The organism is Bacillus sp. MRMR6, assembly GCF_001940785.1.
Classification (GTDB): Bacteria; Bacillota; Bacilli; order Bacillales; family Cytobacillaceae; genus Neobacillus.
Genome location: NZ_MSLS01000006.1, coordinates 62,196 through 77,592, shown reverse-complemented (window position 1 = coordinate 77,592; position 15,397 = coordinate 62,196). Strand labels below are relative to the sequence as shown.

General features: G+C 40.1%; 20 protein-coding genes. 17 read left to right on the top strand and 3 right to left on the bottom strand.

The window, feature by feature from the left end; genetic code table 11:
• Positions 1-112: 112 nt before the first annotated feature.
• The 11 genes from BTR25_RS08515 to BTR25_RS08465 all read left to right on the top strand — a co-directional run bounded on the left by BTR25_RS08515 (position 113) and on the right by BTR25_RS08465 (position 8,262).
• Positions 113-415 carry an urease subunit gamma gene (locus tag BTR25_RS08515; protein ID WP_075687640.1) on the top strand — a complete coding sequence of 101 codons (303 nt, stop codon included), beginning with the start codon at positions 113-115 and terminating at the stop codon, positions 413-415.
• A 31-nt stretch (positions 416-446) separates the two neighbouring features.
• Entirely contained in the window at positions 447-776 is a 330-nt protein-coding gene (locus tag BTR25_RS08510; protein ID WP_075687639.1) for an urease subunit beta, read from the top strand.
• Entirely contained in the window at positions 773-2,485 is a 1,713-nt protein-coding gene (gene ureC / locus BTR25_RS08505; protein ID WP_075687638.1) for an urease subunit alpha, read from the top strand. Before BTR25_RS08510 ends, ureC begins: the two co-directional genes overlap by 4 nt.
• A gap of 12 nt (positions 2,486-2,497) precedes the next feature.
• The gene (ureE, locus tag BTR25_RS08500) at positions 2,498-2,944 is read left to right on the top strand and encodes an urease accessory protein UreE (protein WP_075687637.1); all 447 of its coding nucleotides are present in this window, start codon (positions 2,498-2,500) and stop codon (positions 2,942-2,944) included.
• Entirely contained in the window at positions 2,937-3,623 is a 687-nt protein-coding gene (locus tag BTR25_RS08495; RefSeq protein WP_075687636.1) for an urease accessory protein UreF, read from the top strand. Before ureE ends, BTR25_RS08495 begins: the two co-directional genes overlap by 8 nt.
• 26 nt (positions 3,624-3,649) lie before the next feature.
• On the top strand, positions 3,650-4,261 hold the full coding sequence (gene ureG, locus BTR25_RS08490; protein WP_075687635.1) for an urease accessory protein UreG: 612 nt from the start codon (positions 3,650-3,652) through the stop codon (positions 4,259-4,261).
• Positions 4,261-5,079 (top strand): urease accessory protein UreD, encoded by an 819-nt coding sequence (locus BTR25_RS08485; RefSeq protein WP_075687634.1) that lies wholly within the window; start codon positions 4,261-4,263, stop codon positions 5,077-5,079. Before ureG ends, BTR25_RS08485 begins: the two co-directional genes overlap by 1 nt.
• Before the next feature lie 124 nt (positions 5,080-5,203).
• Positions 5,204-6,139: a dipeptidase gene (locus BTR25_RS08480; RefSeq protein WP_075687633.1), complete on the top strand. Its 936-nt coding sequence runs from the start codon at positions 5,204-5,206 to the stop codon at positions 6,137-6,139.
• A complete protein-coding gene (locus tag BTR25_RS08475; RefSeq protein WP_075687632.1) occupies positions 6,136-7,155 on the top strand; it encodes a DmpA family aminopeptidase in 1,020 nt (339 codons plus the stop codon). Before BTR25_RS08480 ends, BTR25_RS08475 begins: the two co-directional genes overlap by 4 nt.
• A 14-nt stretch (positions 7,156-7,169) precedes the next feature.
• Positions 7,170-7,400: an excisionase family DNA-binding protein gene (locus tag BTR25_RS08470; protein ID WP_075687631.1), complete on the top strand. Its 231-nt coding sequence runs from the start codon at positions 7,170-7,172 to the stop codon at positions 7,398-7,400.
• Between the two features lie 358 nt (positions 7,401-7,758).
• Positions 7,759-8,262 (top strand): hypothetical protein, encoded by a 504-nt coding sequence (locus BTR25_RS08465; RefSeq protein WP_075687630.1) that lies wholly within the window; start codon positions 7,759-7,761, stop codon positions 8,260-8,262.
• A 67-nt stretch (positions 8,263-8,329) separates the two neighbouring features.
• Here BTR25_RS08465 and trhA read toward each other — a convergent pair whose 3' ends face one another.
• Positions 8,330-8,977, bottom strand: coding sequence for a PAQR family membrane homeostasis protein TrhA (trhA, locus tag BTR25_RS08460; RefSeq protein ID WP_075687629.1), 648 nt, complete (start codon positions 8,975-8,977; stop codon positions 8,330-8,332).
• A 131-nt stretch (positions 8,978-9,108) separates the two neighbouring features.
• Between trhA and BTR25_RS08455 the strand changes: the two genes are divergently transcribed.
• Positions 9,109-9,699: a DUF1836 domain-containing protein gene (locus BTR25_RS08455; protein WP_075687628.1), complete on the top strand. Its 591-nt coding sequence runs from the start codon at positions 9,109-9,111 to the stop codon at positions 9,697-9,699.
• A 15-nt stretch (positions 9,700-9,714) separates the two neighbouring features.
• Here the strand turns inward: BTR25_RS08455 and BTR25_RS08450 are convergent, their stop codons facing one another.
• Positions 9,715-11,283, bottom strand: a complete 1,569-nt coding sequence (locus tag BTR25_RS08450) for a glycosyl hydrolase family 28-related protein (RefSeq protein WP_083652299.1) — start codon at positions 11,281-11,283, stop codon at positions 9,715-9,717.
• A gap of 161 nt (positions 11,284-11,444) precedes the next feature.
• Here BTR25_RS08450 and BTR25_RS08445 point away from each other — a divergent pair, with 161 nt between their 5' ends.
• The 5 genes from BTR25_RS08445 (at position 11,445) to BTR25_RS08420 (ending at position 14,786) form a co-directional block, all read left to right on the top strand.
• Positions 11,445-12,338: a hypothetical protein gene (locus BTR25_RS08445; RefSeq protein ID WP_075687627.1), complete on the top strand. Its 894-nt coding sequence runs from the start codon at positions 11,445-11,447 to the stop codon at positions 12,336-12,338.
• A gap of 78 nt (positions 12,339-12,416) precedes the next feature.
• Positions 12,417-12,731 carry a DUF3892 domain-containing protein gene (locus tag BTR25_RS08440; protein ID WP_075687626.1) on the top strand — a complete coding sequence of 105 codons (315 nt, stop codon included), beginning with the start codon at positions 12,417-12,419 and terminating at the stop codon, positions 12,729-12,731.
• Positions 12,732-13,142: 411 nt separating this feature from the next.
• Complete coding sequence (locus BTR25_RS08430; protein WP_254842665.1) at positions 13,143-13,433, top strand: DUF2085 domain-containing protein; 291 nt, start codon at positions 13,143-13,145, stop codon at positions 13,431-13,433.
• 231 nt (positions 13,434-13,664) lie between these two features.
• Positions 13,665-14,240, top strand: a complete 576-nt coding sequence (locus BTR25_RS08425) for a GNAT family N-acetyltransferase (RefSeq protein ID WP_075687624.1) — start codon at positions 13,665-13,667, stop codon at positions 14,238-14,240.
• A gap of 117 nt (positions 14,241-14,357) precedes the next feature.
• Complete coding sequence (locus BTR25_RS08420; RefSeq protein ID WP_075687623.1) at positions 14,358-14,786, top strand: hypothetical protein; 429 nt, start codon at positions 14,358-14,360, stop codon at positions 14,784-14,786.
• A 26-nt stretch (positions 14,787-14,812) separates the two neighbouring features.
• Here the strand turns inward: BTR25_RS08420 and leuD are convergent, their stop codons facing one another.
• Positions 14,813-15,397: a 3-isopropylmalate dehydratase small subunit gene (leuD, locus tag BTR25_RS08415; protein ID WP_075687622.1), complete on the bottom strand. Its 585-nt coding sequence runs from the start codon at positions 15,395-15,397 to the stop codon at positions 14,813-14,815.

Here is a 15,397-nt window from a genome sequence, read left to right as displayed (position 1 = left end):
GTAAAGAAGGGGAAACATCAATAGGTTCCCCTTTCTCTGTCATGATTCGATTTAAGAATTACGTACATCAAGGAGCAGAAAGAGAAAGTACCATATAGGAAGGGGGAGAAGGATGAAGCTAACTCAACGTGAACAAGAAAAATTAATGATTGTAGTTGCCGCAGATCTTGCAAGGAGAAGGAAGAATCGTGGTTTGAAATTAAATTATCCCGAAGCGATTGCCATCATAACTTACGAGATTTTGGAGGGAGCTCGCGATGGAAAATCAGTCGCAGAGCTGATGAGCGAAGGGACTTCCATATTAACCACTGAGGATGTTATGGAAGGAATTCCGGAAATGATCCGTGAAATACAGGTGGAGGCAACCTTTCCCGATGGAACAAAGCTAGTAACCGTTCATGAGCCGATTCGCTAGATTATTATTTTAAAAGAAAGGGGCTGAAGGGATGATTCCTGGCGAATATCGATTAAGGCAAGAGGAGATTGTTTGTAATCAAGGTAGACAAGTTTCCAAGGTCAGGGTGTTAAATAAAGGGGACCGACCCATCCAAATAGGATCCCATTTCCATTTTTATGAAGTGAATGTTGCTCTTGATTTTGAACGTCCCAAAGCCTACGGGATGCGTTTAAATATCCCGGCAGGAACGGCTGTCCGTTTTGAACCAGGGGATGCGAAAGAAATTGAATTGGTTCCCTTTGCTGGTAAGCGTGAAGTATATGGGTTAAATAACAAAACAGATGGGAGTTTGGATCAAAAAGGAGGGAGCGCGTCATGAGTTATCGGATGTCACGGAAACAATACGCCGACATGTTTGGTCCTACCACAGGAGATGCCATCAGACTTGCAGATACCGATTTATTTATTGAAATTGAAAAGGATTTTACCGTTTATGGGGATGAAGTGAAATTTGGCGGCGGTAAAGTCATCCGTGATGGAATGGGTCAGCATCCGCTGGCAGCACGAGCAGATGGAGCGCTAGATACCGTCATTACAAATGCGATTATTGTCGACTATAGTGGTATTTATAAAGCAGATATCGGGATTCGTGATGGACGAATTGCAGGTATTGGTAAAAGCGGAAATCCGTTATTGATGGATGGAGTTGACATGATTATTGGGGCTTCCACAGAAGTGATAGCTGGTGAAGGAATGATTGTAACAGCAGGTGGTATTGATGCTCATATTCACTTTATATGTCCGCAGCAAATTGAAACAGCTTTATCCTCAGGGATTACTACGATGCTAGGAGGAGGTACAGGACCAGCAACAGGAACGAACGCAACGACTTGTACGCCAGGTGAGTGGAATATTCACCGTATGCTAGAGGGCGCGGAGGAATTTCCGATGAACCTCGGCTTCTTAGGAAAAGGAAATGCTTCGGCTGAGGCCCCGCTCATTGAACAAATCAATGCAGGTGTCATCGGGCTCAAGCTACATGAAGATTGGGGAACGACCGCATCAGCAATCGACCATAGTCTCCGTGTTGCAGATCAATATGATATCCAGGTAGCGATACATACAGATACGCTAAATGAAGGAGGGTTTGTAGAGCACACTTTGGCCGCGATTAATGGACGTGTCATTCATACCTATCATACAGAGGGAGCGGGCGGAGGACATGCTCCTGATATTATCAAGGTGGCGAGCTATCCCTACATTTTACCCTCATCCACTAATCCAACACGTCCTTATACGAAAAACACATTAGACGAACATTTAGATATGTTAATGGTTTGTCATCACTTAGACCCTGAAGTGCCGGAGGATATCGCTTTTGCCGATTCGCGCATCCGCAAAGAAACGATTGCAGCAGAGGATATTCTACACGACATGGGCGTATTCAGCATGATTTCCTCCGATTCCCAAGCAATGGGGCGTGTTGGAGAAGTCATTACAAGGACGTGGCAAACAGCAGATAAGATGCGAAAACAACGTGGAAAGCTTGCTGAGGATAAAGGTGTCGGTGATAACTTTAGGGTGAAGCGTTATGTTGCCAAATATACGATTAATCCAGCTATTGCTCACGGAATGGCAGAAGAGGTTGGTTCGATAGAAGTAGGAAAACTTGCTGACCTCGTGGTTTGGGATCCGGCGTTTTTTGGAGTTAAGCCAGAGATGGTCATCAAAGGCGGAATGATTGCCCACAGTTTAATGGGTGACCCAAACGCATCGATTCCTACACCACAGCCGGTCCTCTACCGACCGATGTTTGCTTCATACGGTAAAGCAAAGTACTCAACCTCGATTACCTTTATGTCAAAAGCAGCGATTGACCTAGGTGTACCAGAGAAATTAGGATTGAAAAAACAAATCAAGGCTGTCCATGGAATTCGCAATCTTTCAAAGAGAGATATGAAGCTAAATGCGGAAATGCCAAAGATTGATGTTGACCCCCAGACATATGAAGTCATGGTAGATGGGGAGCTTGTGACCTGCGAGCCGGTAGAGGTTCTACCAATGGCACAGCGCTATTTCTTATTTTAGGGGTGATTAATGATGATTATTGAAAAAGTTATTGGTAACGTTGAAAAGGTTTCTACCGAAGGTCGTCATATTGAAAAAGTGTATCTTTCGAGTGATGATTTAGTAAAACGAATTCAACGGGTAACAACCGACCATGGAAAAGAAGTCGGGATTCGGCTGAAAGAGCCAAAGGATTTAATTGATGGCGATATTTTATACATGGATGACCGGAATATGATCGTCGTCAGTGTAACGAGTGATGATTTACTAGTGCTACGACCTGTAACTATTAAGCAAATGGGGGAAATCGCCCATCAATTAGGCAATCGGCACCTGCCTGCTCAATTTGAAGAAAATGTCATGCTTGTCCAATATGATTATCTTGTCGAGGAGTTGCTTGAGCAATTAGGTGTACCTTATTCAAGAGAAGAGCGAAAGGTGAAAAAGGCCTTCCGTCATATTGGTCATTCCCATGGATAATCAGCTGTTAGCATTACTGCAATTAGGAGACTCCAATTTTCCCTCGGGTGCATTTTCACATTCATTTGGACTAGAGACCTATATCCAGGAAGGATTTGTTCATGACAAGAAAACGTTTCTTGAATGGATGAGGATTTACTTAGAGAAACAATTAACTTATACGGACGGTTTGGCCTACCGTCTCACTATGTCTAGCTTAGCTAAAGATGATTTAGTGGAGATTTGGACAATTGACCGCAGGTTGTTCGTACAAAATTTGCCTGAGGAATCACGCCAAGCTTCCAGACGTATCGGCGAAAGATTTATTAAAATGGGAATTGATTTATATTCAATTCCTTTATTGGACGTATATTTGAAAAAGATTCGTGCAAACGAGGCATATGGTCATCCCGTAATCGTTTTTGCAATAATCAGTGATTTTTTAAAAATAAATCCAAAACAGGCCATCTTGACTTATTTATATTCTACTCTTGTAACACTTGTTCAAAACGGCGTTCGTGGAATCCCGTTAGGTCAAACCGATGGTCAACGGATCATTTTTGAGATTCAGCCTTATTTACTTAAAACAGTGAAACGGATTGAGGGATTGGATGTCGATGACTTTGGAGCCGTTGCTCCAGGAATCGAAATCGCGCAAATGCGCCATGAAAGGCTATATGTACGTTTGTTTATGTCATGATAATACAATGGAAAGAAGGGGAGCTAATGGAACCAATCCGAATTGGAATTGGAGGTCCTGTTGGGGCCGGGAAAACGATGCTGGTTGAAAGATTAACCAGACATCTACATGAGGAGTTTAAAATGGCGGTCGTCACGAATGATATTTATACAAAGGAAGATGCTCAATTTTTAATAAAAAATAGTGTACTTCCAGCAGACCGGATTATTGGGGTGGAAACAGGCGGCTGTCCACATACTGCGATTCGTGAAGATGCCTCAATGAATTTTGCAGCCATCGATGAATTAAAAGAGCAGCATCCTGATCTTTCACTTATTTTTGTAGAAAGCGGCGGTGATAATTTGGCTGCCACCTTTAGTCCTGAGCTTGTAGATTTTTCTATTTATATTATAGATGTCGCCCAAGGGGAGAAAATTCCCCGAAAAGGCGGTCAAGGGATGATTAAATCTGACCTGTTTATCATTAATAAGATTGATTTAGCACCTTACGTCGGTGCAAGCTTGGAAGTAATGGAAGCCGATACAAAGGTGGCGCGGGGCAGTAAGCCATATATTTTTACAAATTTAAAAGACGATACGGGCATTCATGATGTCATTGATTGGTTAAAAAAAGAAGCCTTACTGGTGGGGTTAGGGTAGTGGCTGCACCTACGGGGTACATAAGGCTCGCGGGTGCAAGGAAACAGAAGAAAACCTACTTAAAGGAATCCTATTCGGAGGGTGCTTTTAAGATTACTAGACCTGTCTATTTAACTCAAACAGGCGAGGCCTATTTTTATATTATGAGTCCTGGCGGGGGATATATTAACGGCGATTCTTATATAATTGAGGTCCTACTAGAAGAGAATGCAGAGGCGGTGGTTACCACTCAATCATCGACCAAGATTTATAAAACTAGAAGTAATCCTGCATTTCAGCAGATGAACATTCACTTAAAGAGTGGAAGTATTCTTGAATATTTGCCAGATCCAGTTATCGCTTATCAGGACTCTTGTTTCAAACAAAGTACGGTTGTCAGAATGGAGAAAGGAGCTGCGCTGATTTTCGCTGATATCTTTACTCCGGGCTGGGCCCCAGATGGTAGCTTGTTTTCATATGATCTATTACAATCAAAGATGGAAGTGTATATGGAAGATACCCTTGTCTTGTTTGACCACTTAAAATTAAAACCGGACGAGGATATTTTGGGTATTGGATATATGGAGGGGTATACCCATTTTGGAACGATGATTGTGATTGATGAACGTATTAATCAGATTTTCTTAGAAGAAATGTATGAACTTCTAGAGCCTATAAAGACAGCAAGAATTGGTTTTTCAATGCTTTCTATTCCTGGGTTTTCCCTAAGAGTTTTGGCTAATACCACACAGGAGATTGAAAAAGTCCTCTTTGTCTGTCACGAAAACATTCGCAAAAAACTATTGGTGAAAGAGCCTGTATTTCTAAGAAAATATTAAAAATCGGCGGAGTCCCCTTGGATACCGCCGGTTTTTTTGTGCCATGAAGCGAACAAAGGACACAGCTTTTTACCTTTTCATAATCTTTTATGATAAAATTTTTAAAAAAAGGAGTCACCATTTTATGAAGATAATTGACCTGCATTGTGATGCTTTGCTTAGACTCTGGGAAGGCAAAGGGACGCTAAGGTTTGCTGATGCACCACAATTACATACAAATAAATGCCGATTATACCAAGGGAAAATCATGGTCCAGTGCTTTGCTATTTTCATTGAACCGGATATTCCATCAGATCAAAAATTCCAAGCTGCACTGGAGCAAGTAGATTATTTTTATAAAGAAGTCCTGGGGAAAAATCCTGATATGGTACATCTTAAGGATTGGTCTGATTTCGATTGGTTAAAAGTCGGCCAGATTGGCGCGATGTTAACACTTGAAGGGGTAGATGCGATTGGCAACGATTTAATGAAGCTCCATGTCCTTTATCAACTAGGGGTACGATCTATTGGATTGACTTGGAATAATGCTAACCTTGCTGCAGATGGTGCCGGCGAACCACGAGGCGGCGGACTGACGCTTTTAGGAAAGGAAATTGTGGATTTTAATAACGAACACCAGCTTTTCACCGACGTATCACACTTAAGTGATCGGGGAATTTGGGAGGTTATCGAACTTGCCAAGTACCCAATTGCCAGTCATTCCAATGCCCGTGCACTTTGCCATCATCCCCGTAATCTTACTGACTCACAGGCAAGTGCGATGTTTGAAAAGGGTGGTCTGATTCATGTTGTCTATCATCCGCCATTTGTGAAGGAGAGCGGTGAGGTGGTAATACCTGACCTTGTGAAGCATATTGACCACTTTTGTGAATTAGGCGGTGTCAGGCAAATTGGTTTAGGCTCAGATTTTGATGGGATATCGGTATTCATTAAAGACTTAGAGGATGCCTCTAAAACACAAAATTTAATTAATGAGCTTTTAAAACATTTTAGTGAAGATGAGGTTAGAGGGTTTGCCTATCAAAACTTTCTTAATCATCGACCGGGAGTTAAAAGATGAAGATAGGGGAATCAGGTATGACGCTTGGAAAACTGCCAACAGGCAAAAAGAACTGTATTACGGACGTCAAGGGGGTGATGGTGGGGCATGTGACACTTGATTACCCGCTTGATGAGACAGGAAAGGAATATGCGTGTACAGGTGTAACGGCGATTTTGCCTCATCAGGGGAATGTATTTAAACAAAAGGTAACAGCGGCGAGTTATGTCCTCAACGGCTTTGGGAAAACAACTGGTCTTGTTCAGGTTAATGAACTGGGTGTTTTAGAGTCACCGATTATGCTGACGAATACCTTCGCTGTCCCTGCGGTAACCCAAGGGACGTTAGAATATATGTTTAGTGTTACACCTGAAATTGGTGACTCCACAGGTACTCTAAATGTAGTCGTTGGAGAGTGTAATGATAGCTACCTAAATTCAATTCGATTGTTTCCGGTTAAATCAAAGCATGCGATAGAAGCCATTAAAAATGCTTCCGAGGGGCCGGCGGAGGAAGGCGCGGTTGGCGCCGGCAAGGGAATGATTTGTTTTGGCTATAAGGGAGGAATTGGGACTTCTTCTCGTATGATCGAAAATTACACACTTGGCTGTCTAGTTTTGAGTAATTTTGGACGTAAGGAAGATTTCCAGTTTTTCCGTAATGAATGTGGAGGAGGGCTGTCTGATCCTACAGATGGTTCGATTATGATGGTTTTGGCAACCGATGCTCCGTTAAGCGAGCGTCAGCTATTGCGGGTGGCTAAACGCTGTGGAATTGGTCTCGGAAGAACGGGAAGCCATTTCAGCCATGGAAGTGGTGATATTGTCATTGCCTTTTCAACCGCCCATAAAATTGAACACTTTTCAGAGGCGAGCTTGGAGACAAAAACGATTCTCCGAGATGATCACCACATCATGAATTTACTATTTGCAGGTGCTGCAGAGACAGTTGAGGAGGCAATTCTAAATTCCTTGTCACAAGCGGTTACCACTAAAGGTAGAGCCGATAGAGTCGTCGAAAAAATGAATGTAAACTAGCGAGGGAAAACCATATGTATTTAACAATTAAAGACACAGCAGAATACTTATCTACGACAGAAGCAGCAATCGAAGCACTAATCAAACAAAGAAAAATCCGTGCAATCCACGACGGCCAAGAATATCTAATCAACAAAGAACAATTCAACACCCACCTAAAACAAATCGAAAACTACAAAGAACTCATAGAAGAAATACTAAGCCAGCCCATCCCTGAGGACATAAACATCAAAGACGAGGATTAGTTTGGTGCCTGTCACCGCTCGTGGACAAAACACCTCATTTTGTACGCCTGGGGTGGACATTCTTAGGGGAGCTAAATATTTTTGGAGGGTATAAACTCCTATCCGTTTCCGTTTTGTCCAAGCTAGCATACGCTATTGTATGATGGCTGGAAGGGTGTGTATTATCATGTTTGATGCTCTCTTTAATTTTCTGTATGAGCTTATAAATTTGGTATACGAATTTATTCTTTTTGTCTTACAAAGTATTCAACAGTTACTATAAAGGGCCGCATGCTAACGTGCGGCCTTGTTTTTCCTAATATAGCGTTCCATTATTGAATACATAAGATTTGGATAATCTATATAAAGGGGGATACGAATGATACTTTACCATGGATCTATAAAAAAATTTGATCGCTTCCATAAAGAAGTAGTTATACAAAATTTGAGTGATGGTATCGATACAATCGGCTTTTGGTTTACATCCAATATCCATGTGGCAAAACCTTTTACAGTTGGAACAGAGACCGTTATTGAAAAATCGAAAACTGAGTTCTGGGAAGATGGAGAACCTAAAGTTATTCAATACGAAAGACCAGTCAGCGGCTTCATTTACAAAGTATTTATCGATGAACCAAATCTTAAGGAATACCCATCATACGATTTATTTATAAGTGAACGAAACAAGTACTGTGATTATTTAGGGTCCATCCTTTTAAATAAGGAAGAGGCTAATGGAGAATTTAGAAAAAGTATACTAAAGCAAAACTACGATGGTTTCTTCATTCGAAATACGATTTTGCACAATAATCATACCGACCTATATTGCATTTTTTCCGAAGATGCCCTTTACATTGCGGATATCATCCCCATAGATAATTAGTATAAAAAGAAATTCCCCCTAATCTCAAGGTTCCCCATAAAAAAGCCTCATGAAGACATTCATGAGGCTAGATGACATATAAAAACACACATAAGAAATGAGACAAGCTGCCGAGCAGAATAAAGATATGGAAAATTTCATGGAATCCCATGAATTTTGATTGCAAGAATTTAGGCTTTGCTCCATATATTACCCCGCCCACCGTGTAGAAGGCTCCGCCTAATATTAGTAAAAATAGACCCGTAGGATTTAAGCTGCCCGCTAAGGGTGAGAAAAAAAATACGATCATCCAGCCCATAACAATATACAATGCCGTTGAAATCCAGCGTGGACAGTTAAACCAAACCATTTTGAACACAACACCACTTAATGCAACTGCGGCAATAATCGAAAAAAGTAAATTTCCAATAGTTCCATTCAAACTAATAAAACAAAAAGGGGTATAGGTACCGGCAATTAGGATGAAAATCATCGAATGATCAAGCCGTCTTAAGAACGCAATCACATGATCTTTTGCTTTTACCATATGGTAGGTGGCCGAGGCTGAATACAGTAAGATCATGCTAATTCCAAATATAATCACAGCAGTAATGGTCATAGGTGAGGCTGTTGTCATCGATGCCTTTATAACCATGGCTAGCAGTCCAACAAAAGACAACAAAGCCCCAGCTAAATGAGTCAATCCATTGATGGGTTCACGAATATATTGATGCATTATAAATACCTCCTACGATATTATGTAGTTTTAATAACTACTTATAATGATACCGATAAAACATGATATAGTCAACTCTTATTTAATCATGTATAATAATAAGAAATACTATGTGAAGGGGAGGAGTATACTTGGGAAATATTGAACAGCTTATTGAAAAGTTAGGATTAGAAGCAAACCTAACGCTTGATGACATTCCACATATTGACTTATATATGGATCAAGTGATTCAATTATTTGAAAATAAATTTGCCGATTCAAAACGAAATGATGAGGAAAAAGTACTGACGAAAACGATGATTAACAACTATGCAAAAGGAAAGTTGATTTTTCCGATAAAAAATAAGAAATATTCCAAAGAGCACCTCATTTTAATCAGCTTAATTTATCAGCTCAAAGGGGCTCTTTCAATAAATGATATTAAATTATCTTTAGACGGAATCAACAAAAAAATTATCAAAGATGAGATTGATCTAGATTCCTTTTATACAACCTATTTGAATCTTGCGGAAAAAAATGTGGAGGAATTCAAACAGGATATAGGGGAGCGAGCTACCCTTGTAGCGGAAGAAACAGCAAAACTGAACGCTGCTGATCCTCAATATTTGGAGCAATTATTAATGATTTCTTCACTTGTACATATGAGTAGCCTCTACCGGAAAGTTGCAGAAAAGCTTGTAGATGAAATTGAAATCGAGAAAGAAGTAAAGCGTCAAAGGTAGCACTTTGACGCTGGGTTAAAATTTTGTTAACTTTTCAAGAATTTTTATATTTGTTACATCATGTCTTTCACTAGAAGCTACTACTTTTGGTGCCGAGTGAAAACTTAACACATTGTCTATAGAGACATTGTCCGCGTAATTGTCTCCGCCAAATACCTTAATATCTGAACCAGCCGTCACAAAGTCTCTAAACTTTAGGTTCTGCAAAGATACGTTTTGAGCCTGAAATTGAATAGAGACAACTGGATTACTTTTATAATCGTAATCCGGGTCACCAACTGCTATAAATTGGCTGACTACGACATTTTTATAGGCAGAAACAACCATCGCTCTCGGCGATGATTCTTTATATAACTCTGTAAAAATAGGTTCAATGGAAGCGAGATAAGTTGCCTTTATATTGTAAGCAGTTTTTGACTCTGTATCTGTCCGCTTGTGATGCCCAATATGCCGGAAATTATAGGACCTGTTGTCATTTACGGAAATATGACCAACTATTTCAACGTTCGATGCAGCTGAAGAATTTTCATGTGCCTTACTTTCCACACCGCCAAAGCATCTTGCAGTAGAATTATTTACTAGTAAAACATTGCGGGTGCCATCATCGATTTCAATCCCATTTGAATTGGAAAAACCGCTCTTGTGTGCCCGGCCGCTAGGGTCGCACATATGCGAATTGGAGATAAAGATATAGTCACTATGGTGTGTGGTGATACCGTCATCGCCAAAGCCATACCCTGTTACTTGGTCAAGCCATATAAATCTGCTTCCGCCTCGCGCGCGATAACCATCACCGGCATAGTTATACATTGTTGAAGTAATGTCAAAGCAATGTAGCCCTGGATTGATTCCTTCCACTTCTTTTACCCATCCATAGCTTACATTGGCATAAGTTAAACAGCTGGAATGATTTCCCCACGTACTCGTTTTTGTCACCTCACCAAGTCTCAGTACATTCCAGTCCAGACTCATTCCTTGAACTAATAAGTGGGTATTTCCTTTCCAGTGGTTTGCATTGGTTATCAGGCGGACACCTTTTGCTGCACGATGATGTAATTTAATGGTGGTAATCCCTTTGCCGGCACCAACTAAATATGTCCAAGAAGGCAAACGAATTCCTTTCGTCACGTAAACCCCCTCTGGAATAGATACCTTCACCCGGCCATTGCCGATTGCCTTTTTAAAAGCTGCCGTACAATCTGTTAGGCCATCGCCTATTGCGCCATAATCGGCAACATTCACTTCTCGGGTTATGTTTTGTAATAGAGCTGCGTACTCTTTATCCAACTTCCGCTTCCAGTCGGGAGAAATCGTTCCGTCAGGTTCAAGAATGGTTTGAGTTTGCGGTAATACTTGTGAGGGTTTGGCGAGGAGACGAAATAAACCAGATACGATCTTTTGAAGTAAGGAGAGAGAAGAGCCCGCTACCTTTACTTCATGGTCAGGTCTATTTTTACCATGGCAGCGTAGAAATAGCTGGTTGGTTTGGAGCACTGCCTCTTTTATTTGTCTTTTATTTTCAAATAATTCATCTAGAATTTCGGCATTTTTCATAGGGTCATGTGTTTTACTTAGTTTTAGCAACTTGTACTCACTCCAAATTGTCTTCCGTTGTCTTTATTATAGCCTTAAGAGAAATAAACAAAMTAATTCCCCGATAAATGAACTTTTTGTGAACATAAAGGCGATAGCAAAAATATATCGAACTATTATGGTGACGTCTATTCTGAAAGGGGGAGTCAGCTATGAAGTTCAAAAAGTCGATTAGCTTACTCGTTGTTTTCATTTCTATTTTATCTATTTCAGCAGCATCCATTGGAATCTTTTCTAACCAAGGACAAGGCGAATTTGAGTATACGTCTATCTACGGAGAAACGGTCCAGATTCATGGAAAAGGCATCTACCAACATGATTCAGTATCTATGGCAGCACAAGCAATAGGGCAGGACTATGTCACATTATTATTAGGAGTGCCATTGCTTCTACTCTCTCTGTTTTTTTCGAGAAAAGGGCTTTTAAAAGGGAGGCTGCTTCTTACAGGAACCTTAGGATACTTTTTATACACCTATGCATCCTATTCCTTTCTCTCCATGTACAATTCCTTGTTCCTCGTCTATGTGGCTCTTATGTCAGCTAGTTTTTTTGCCTTCACTCTTGCAATGATGTCGTTTGATATCGAAAATTTGCCCTTGTATTTTTCAGACAGAATGCCTGTCAAATTTTTAGGGATATTTTTACTGTTTGTTTCATTTGTGTTTGGAATGATGTGGACAGCAAAAATTGGGTTTCCACTGCTGAGCAGCACGCCTCCGCCAGATCTCCAGCACTATACGACCTTTGTGATCCAAGCCATGGATCTTGGATTTGTAGTTCCAGTTGGGCTTTTGGCAGGGATTTTACTAATACTAAAAAGACCTTTTGGCTTTTTACTTGCCCCTGTTATTATCATGAAAGAGGTCACTTTGCTAACTGCACTGACAGCAATGATTTTTCTTCAAATGAACGCAGGGGTAAAAGTTGGCTATTTAATTATAATATCCATCCTATTGTTTAATCTTTTTATCATCATTTGTTTGGTCTTAGTTATGAAAAATTTGAACGAAGAACCAAAATCAGTATCAAAAGAACTGTCCATGTAAAATGAGATTTCACCTGTGTAGTGAATATTTTACATCAGATATCCTCAAAATACTAAACGTATGTTCGGAGGTGAAATGATGGAACAACAGGATTTTGAAAAAATATATCATGACTATAAACAGCAAAGCGAACAACAGGCACAAAGAGAAGCTGGTCTTTCCAATCCTGAAGGGAAGGAAGAATTTGTAGCAGTAAGGAAAAACGATGACGGAGATATCATCGCCTTTAAAACAAATTCTGGCCGCGAGCTGGATTATGTTACGGCCCTAAGTGAAGCAAAATCAGGTCAGATTGCCCACATTGATGTATTTCATAAATACGGAAGAGATATTATTCGCAGCGAGCCAGATGGGATTAAAGAAAATAACCTTGACCGGCTGCCAGAGTTTTGAAAACCTGAGCGGCCTACGCCGTTCAGGTGTATCTGGGCTGAAACAGAAAGAGGATTTTTAGGCAGGGAAATGGAATATACATGGGATGTGGAAGTGACTAGACTAACAGAAGGTGACAAACGATGTTTTTTCTTTTACTAACTGGCATGTTGATAGCATTTGTTGTGGGAACGACTTTTCTTGTCAAAGGGGAAATGCTTTTTGGTTCTATAGGCGTTGTAATCGGAATTCTATTGCTCTTGTATATATTGTTTGCGTACGGAAGGAAGAAATATCGCAAGAGGAAGAAGTGGGATTTTGACTGTTTTCCGGATTGTCCCAATTTTGATTCTGATTGCAAGCCAGACTGTGATTGTGGGCCAAACTGTGATTAAGATATTGAAAGTTTTCGAGATTGTTCCCTGTCACCGAATGAAAACTAGGAGTCTATCATGGAGAGGACATACCTTTCCATTATGTGCCCGATGTATGGGGATCTTATCGGGCTATTTGTTGTTTCCCTTTTTCTTAGTGGCTGGTTTACTATTCCCTTTGTGGCTTGGGATTTTGTTAAATATTCCAATGGTCCTTGACGGCTGGACACAGAAAAAGAATCTTCGAATGAGCAATAATACGCTGAGATTGACGACTGGGATAATAAGTGGTGCTGGGCAAAGCATGATTATCGTAAGCGTGAGTCATACTATCATTTCTTTGGTTTAGAAGGAGGCTATCACATTCCTGATGAAAAAAGCGTATATTAATCATGTCGTTGATGCTAGCCAAAACAAAACAAAAAAGTTGCCTCGTAAAACGTCTTGAGAAATTTCGCAGGCCAATCAAGGGAATTTTTGTTGAATTCAGTTGAGTGCCGAGCAGTAGCGGTTAAGTATGATTTAAGGTAATTTAACAAATACTTCCCTCAATAAGATTTTTTCATAGGGGAGAAGTTCAATGCATTGGTATGAGAAGTTAAATCAATATTTTCCAGTTGAAGAGATGAAATCCCAAGAGCACATGGAGACATTGTTAAAGGAACGCGCAGATATTTATCATAAGGATGAAGGACCTAACCATGTTTTGATGTATGTGGAGCTTGATAATTTTGTCTTTATTGACTATCTGTTTGTTTCAAAAAATGCCCGTGGGCAGGGGCTTGGACATAAGCTAATTGAAAAAATGAAGCAAAAACGAAAACCGATCATTCTTGAGGTAGAACCTGTTAATTATAGTGACAGTGATACGGAAAAACGGCTGAGCTTTTATAAACGTGAAGGATTCGAGCATGCTCAGTCCGTTGGGTATGCAAGAAGGTCCCTTGCTACAAATGAGATTAATAAAATGGAAATACTCTACTGGGCACCGAACAATGAGTCGGAAGCTGAAATTTACTCTGCGATGAAGAAGACCTATAACTTAATTCATACGTATAAGGATCAGCACTTTTATGGTGAATCGTACCAGCCGGTTGACGAAGTGCTGACTCTAAACAAGGATGCAGATAATCAAGACATATTGGAGGACATCTAACTTAGTAACATAAGCAAGAATTTAAGCCTTACTCACAAGAGAGTAAAGGCTTCTCTTAAGGCACTGAATAGGAACTAAAATCTGTAGAATAATAAGAAAAAAAACGGAGTTATTGTCATGAAAAAGTACCTTACAGTTTTTATTTTATTACTATTTTGCGGAAATTCAACGACGTATGCCGAAACAATTCATTTCTTTAGACCCAAGTCAGTAACCTTTACAGGCGGATCACAAAATTGGGATATGGTTTATCGAATGTATTTAAAGGGAACAGAAGTCAGCTATGAATTTAATATTAAATACAAAGGTAAGGATGAAAAGGTAAAATCAAAAACATTTCTCCTTCATCAATTAGACAAAAAAGGAGTCTACGAAATCGGGGCATGGGATTTTCACTTGGACCAATTCAACCAGTATCAAAGCGGGGTAATAAAAGATTGTTACGGATGCCAGTATTGGGACAAAGAAAAACGTGTCATATTCATCATTAATCGATGGGAAGAAAAACCAGAGACAGTGGTTTTAACAAATAAAACAAAAAAATGAGTCTGGAAAAGCCAGACTCATTTTTACTATTTATGGGCTAGTTCATATTCTTTAATCTTATCTTCGTAGTTTAAGGTAACTCCGATTTCATCCCAGCCGTTTAAAAGCATTTCCTTTGGATATGGTGCGATGTCGAAGGATATTGTTAAGCCTTCGTTATCGTACACAACCTGTTCTTCAAGGTCAACTGATAAAGTATATTCTGTAGCTTCTGCTTTTCTAATAATCTGTTGAACTTGTTCTTCGGATGCTTGAACAGTTAGAATCCCTGTTTTAACACAGTTGTTTTTAAAAATATCAGCGAAACTTGGGGCGATCACAACCTTAAAACCAAAGTCCTGTACAGCCCATGGAGCATGCTCACGCGATGAGCCGCATCCAAAGTTTTCACCAGAAACAATAATAGAGGCATCTTTATACTTCGGATCATTTAAAGAGAAATCCTCACGCAGATTGCCGTCATCATCAAACCGCCAGTTATAGAACAAGAATTGGCCAAAACCACTGCGTTCAATACGCTTAAGGAACTGTTTAGGAATAATTTGGTCTGTATCAATATTTGAACGGTTTAACGGATAAACAAGACCTTGGTGTTTGCGTAATGGTTCCAT

Coding starts and splice junctions, on each gene's coding strand:
- BTR25_RS08425 (WP_075687624.1), top strand. CDS start 13,665: ATGCATTGGTATGAGAAGTTAAATCAATATTTTCCAGTTGAAGAGATG.
- ureG (WP_075687635.1), top strand. CDS start 3,650: ATGGAACCAATCCGAATTGGAATTGGAGGTCCTGTTGGGGCCGGGAAA.
- BTR25_RS08440 (WP_075687626.1), top strand. CDS start 12,417: ATGGAACAACAGGATTTTGAAAAAATATATCATGACTATAAACAGCAA.
- BTR25_RS08495 (WP_075687636.1), top strand. CDS start 2,937: ATGGATAATCAGCTGTTAGCATTACTGCAATTAGGAGACTCCAATTTT.
- BTR25_RS08480 (WP_075687633.1), top strand. CDS start 5,204: ATGAAGATAATTGACCTGCATTGTGATGCTTTGCTTAGACTCTGGGAA.
- BTR25_RS08465 (WP_075687630.1), top strand. CDS start 7,759: ATGATACTTTACCATGGATCTATAAAAAAATTTGATCGCTTCCATAAA.
- BTR25_RS08470 (WP_075687631.1), top strand. CDS start 7,170: ATGTATTTAACAATTAAAGACACAGCAGAATACTTATCTACGACAGAA.
- BTR25_RS08515 (WP_075687640.1), top strand. CDS start 113: ATGAAGCTAACTCAACGTGAACAAGAAAAATTAATGATTGTAGTTGCC.
- BTR25_RS08510 (WP_075687639.1), top strand. CDS start 447: ATGATTCCTGGCGAATATCGATTAAGGCAAGAGGAGATTGTTTGTAAT.
- ureE (WP_075687637.1), top strand. CDS start 2,498: ATGATTATTGAAAAAGTTATTGGTAACGTTGAAAAGGTTTCTACCGAA.
- BTR25_RS08430 (WP_254842665.1), top strand. CDS start 13,143: ATGAAAACTAGGAGTCTATCATGGAGAGGACATACCTTTCCATTATGT.
- leuD (WP_075687622.1), bottom strand. CDS start 15,397: ATGGAACCATTACGCAAACACCAAGGTCTTGTTTATCCGTTAAACCGT.
- ureC (WP_075687638.1), top strand. CDS start 773: ATGAGTTATCGGATGTCACGGAAACAATACGCCGACATGTTTGGTCCT.
- BTR25_RS08420 (WP_075687623.1), top strand. CDS start 14,358: ATGAAAAAGTACCTTACAGTTTTTATTTTATTACTATTTTGCGGAAAT.
- BTR25_RS08445 (WP_075687627.1), top strand. CDS start 11,445: ATGAAGTTCAAAAAGTCGATTAGCTTACTCGTTGTTTTCATTTCTATT.
- BTR25_RS08475 (WP_075687632.1), top strand. CDS start 6,136: ATGAAGATAGGGGAATCAGGTATGACGCTTGGAAAACTGCCAACAGGC.
- trhA (WP_075687629.1), bottom strand. CDS start 8,977: ATGCATCAATATATTCGTGAACCCATCAATGGATTGACTCATTTAGCT.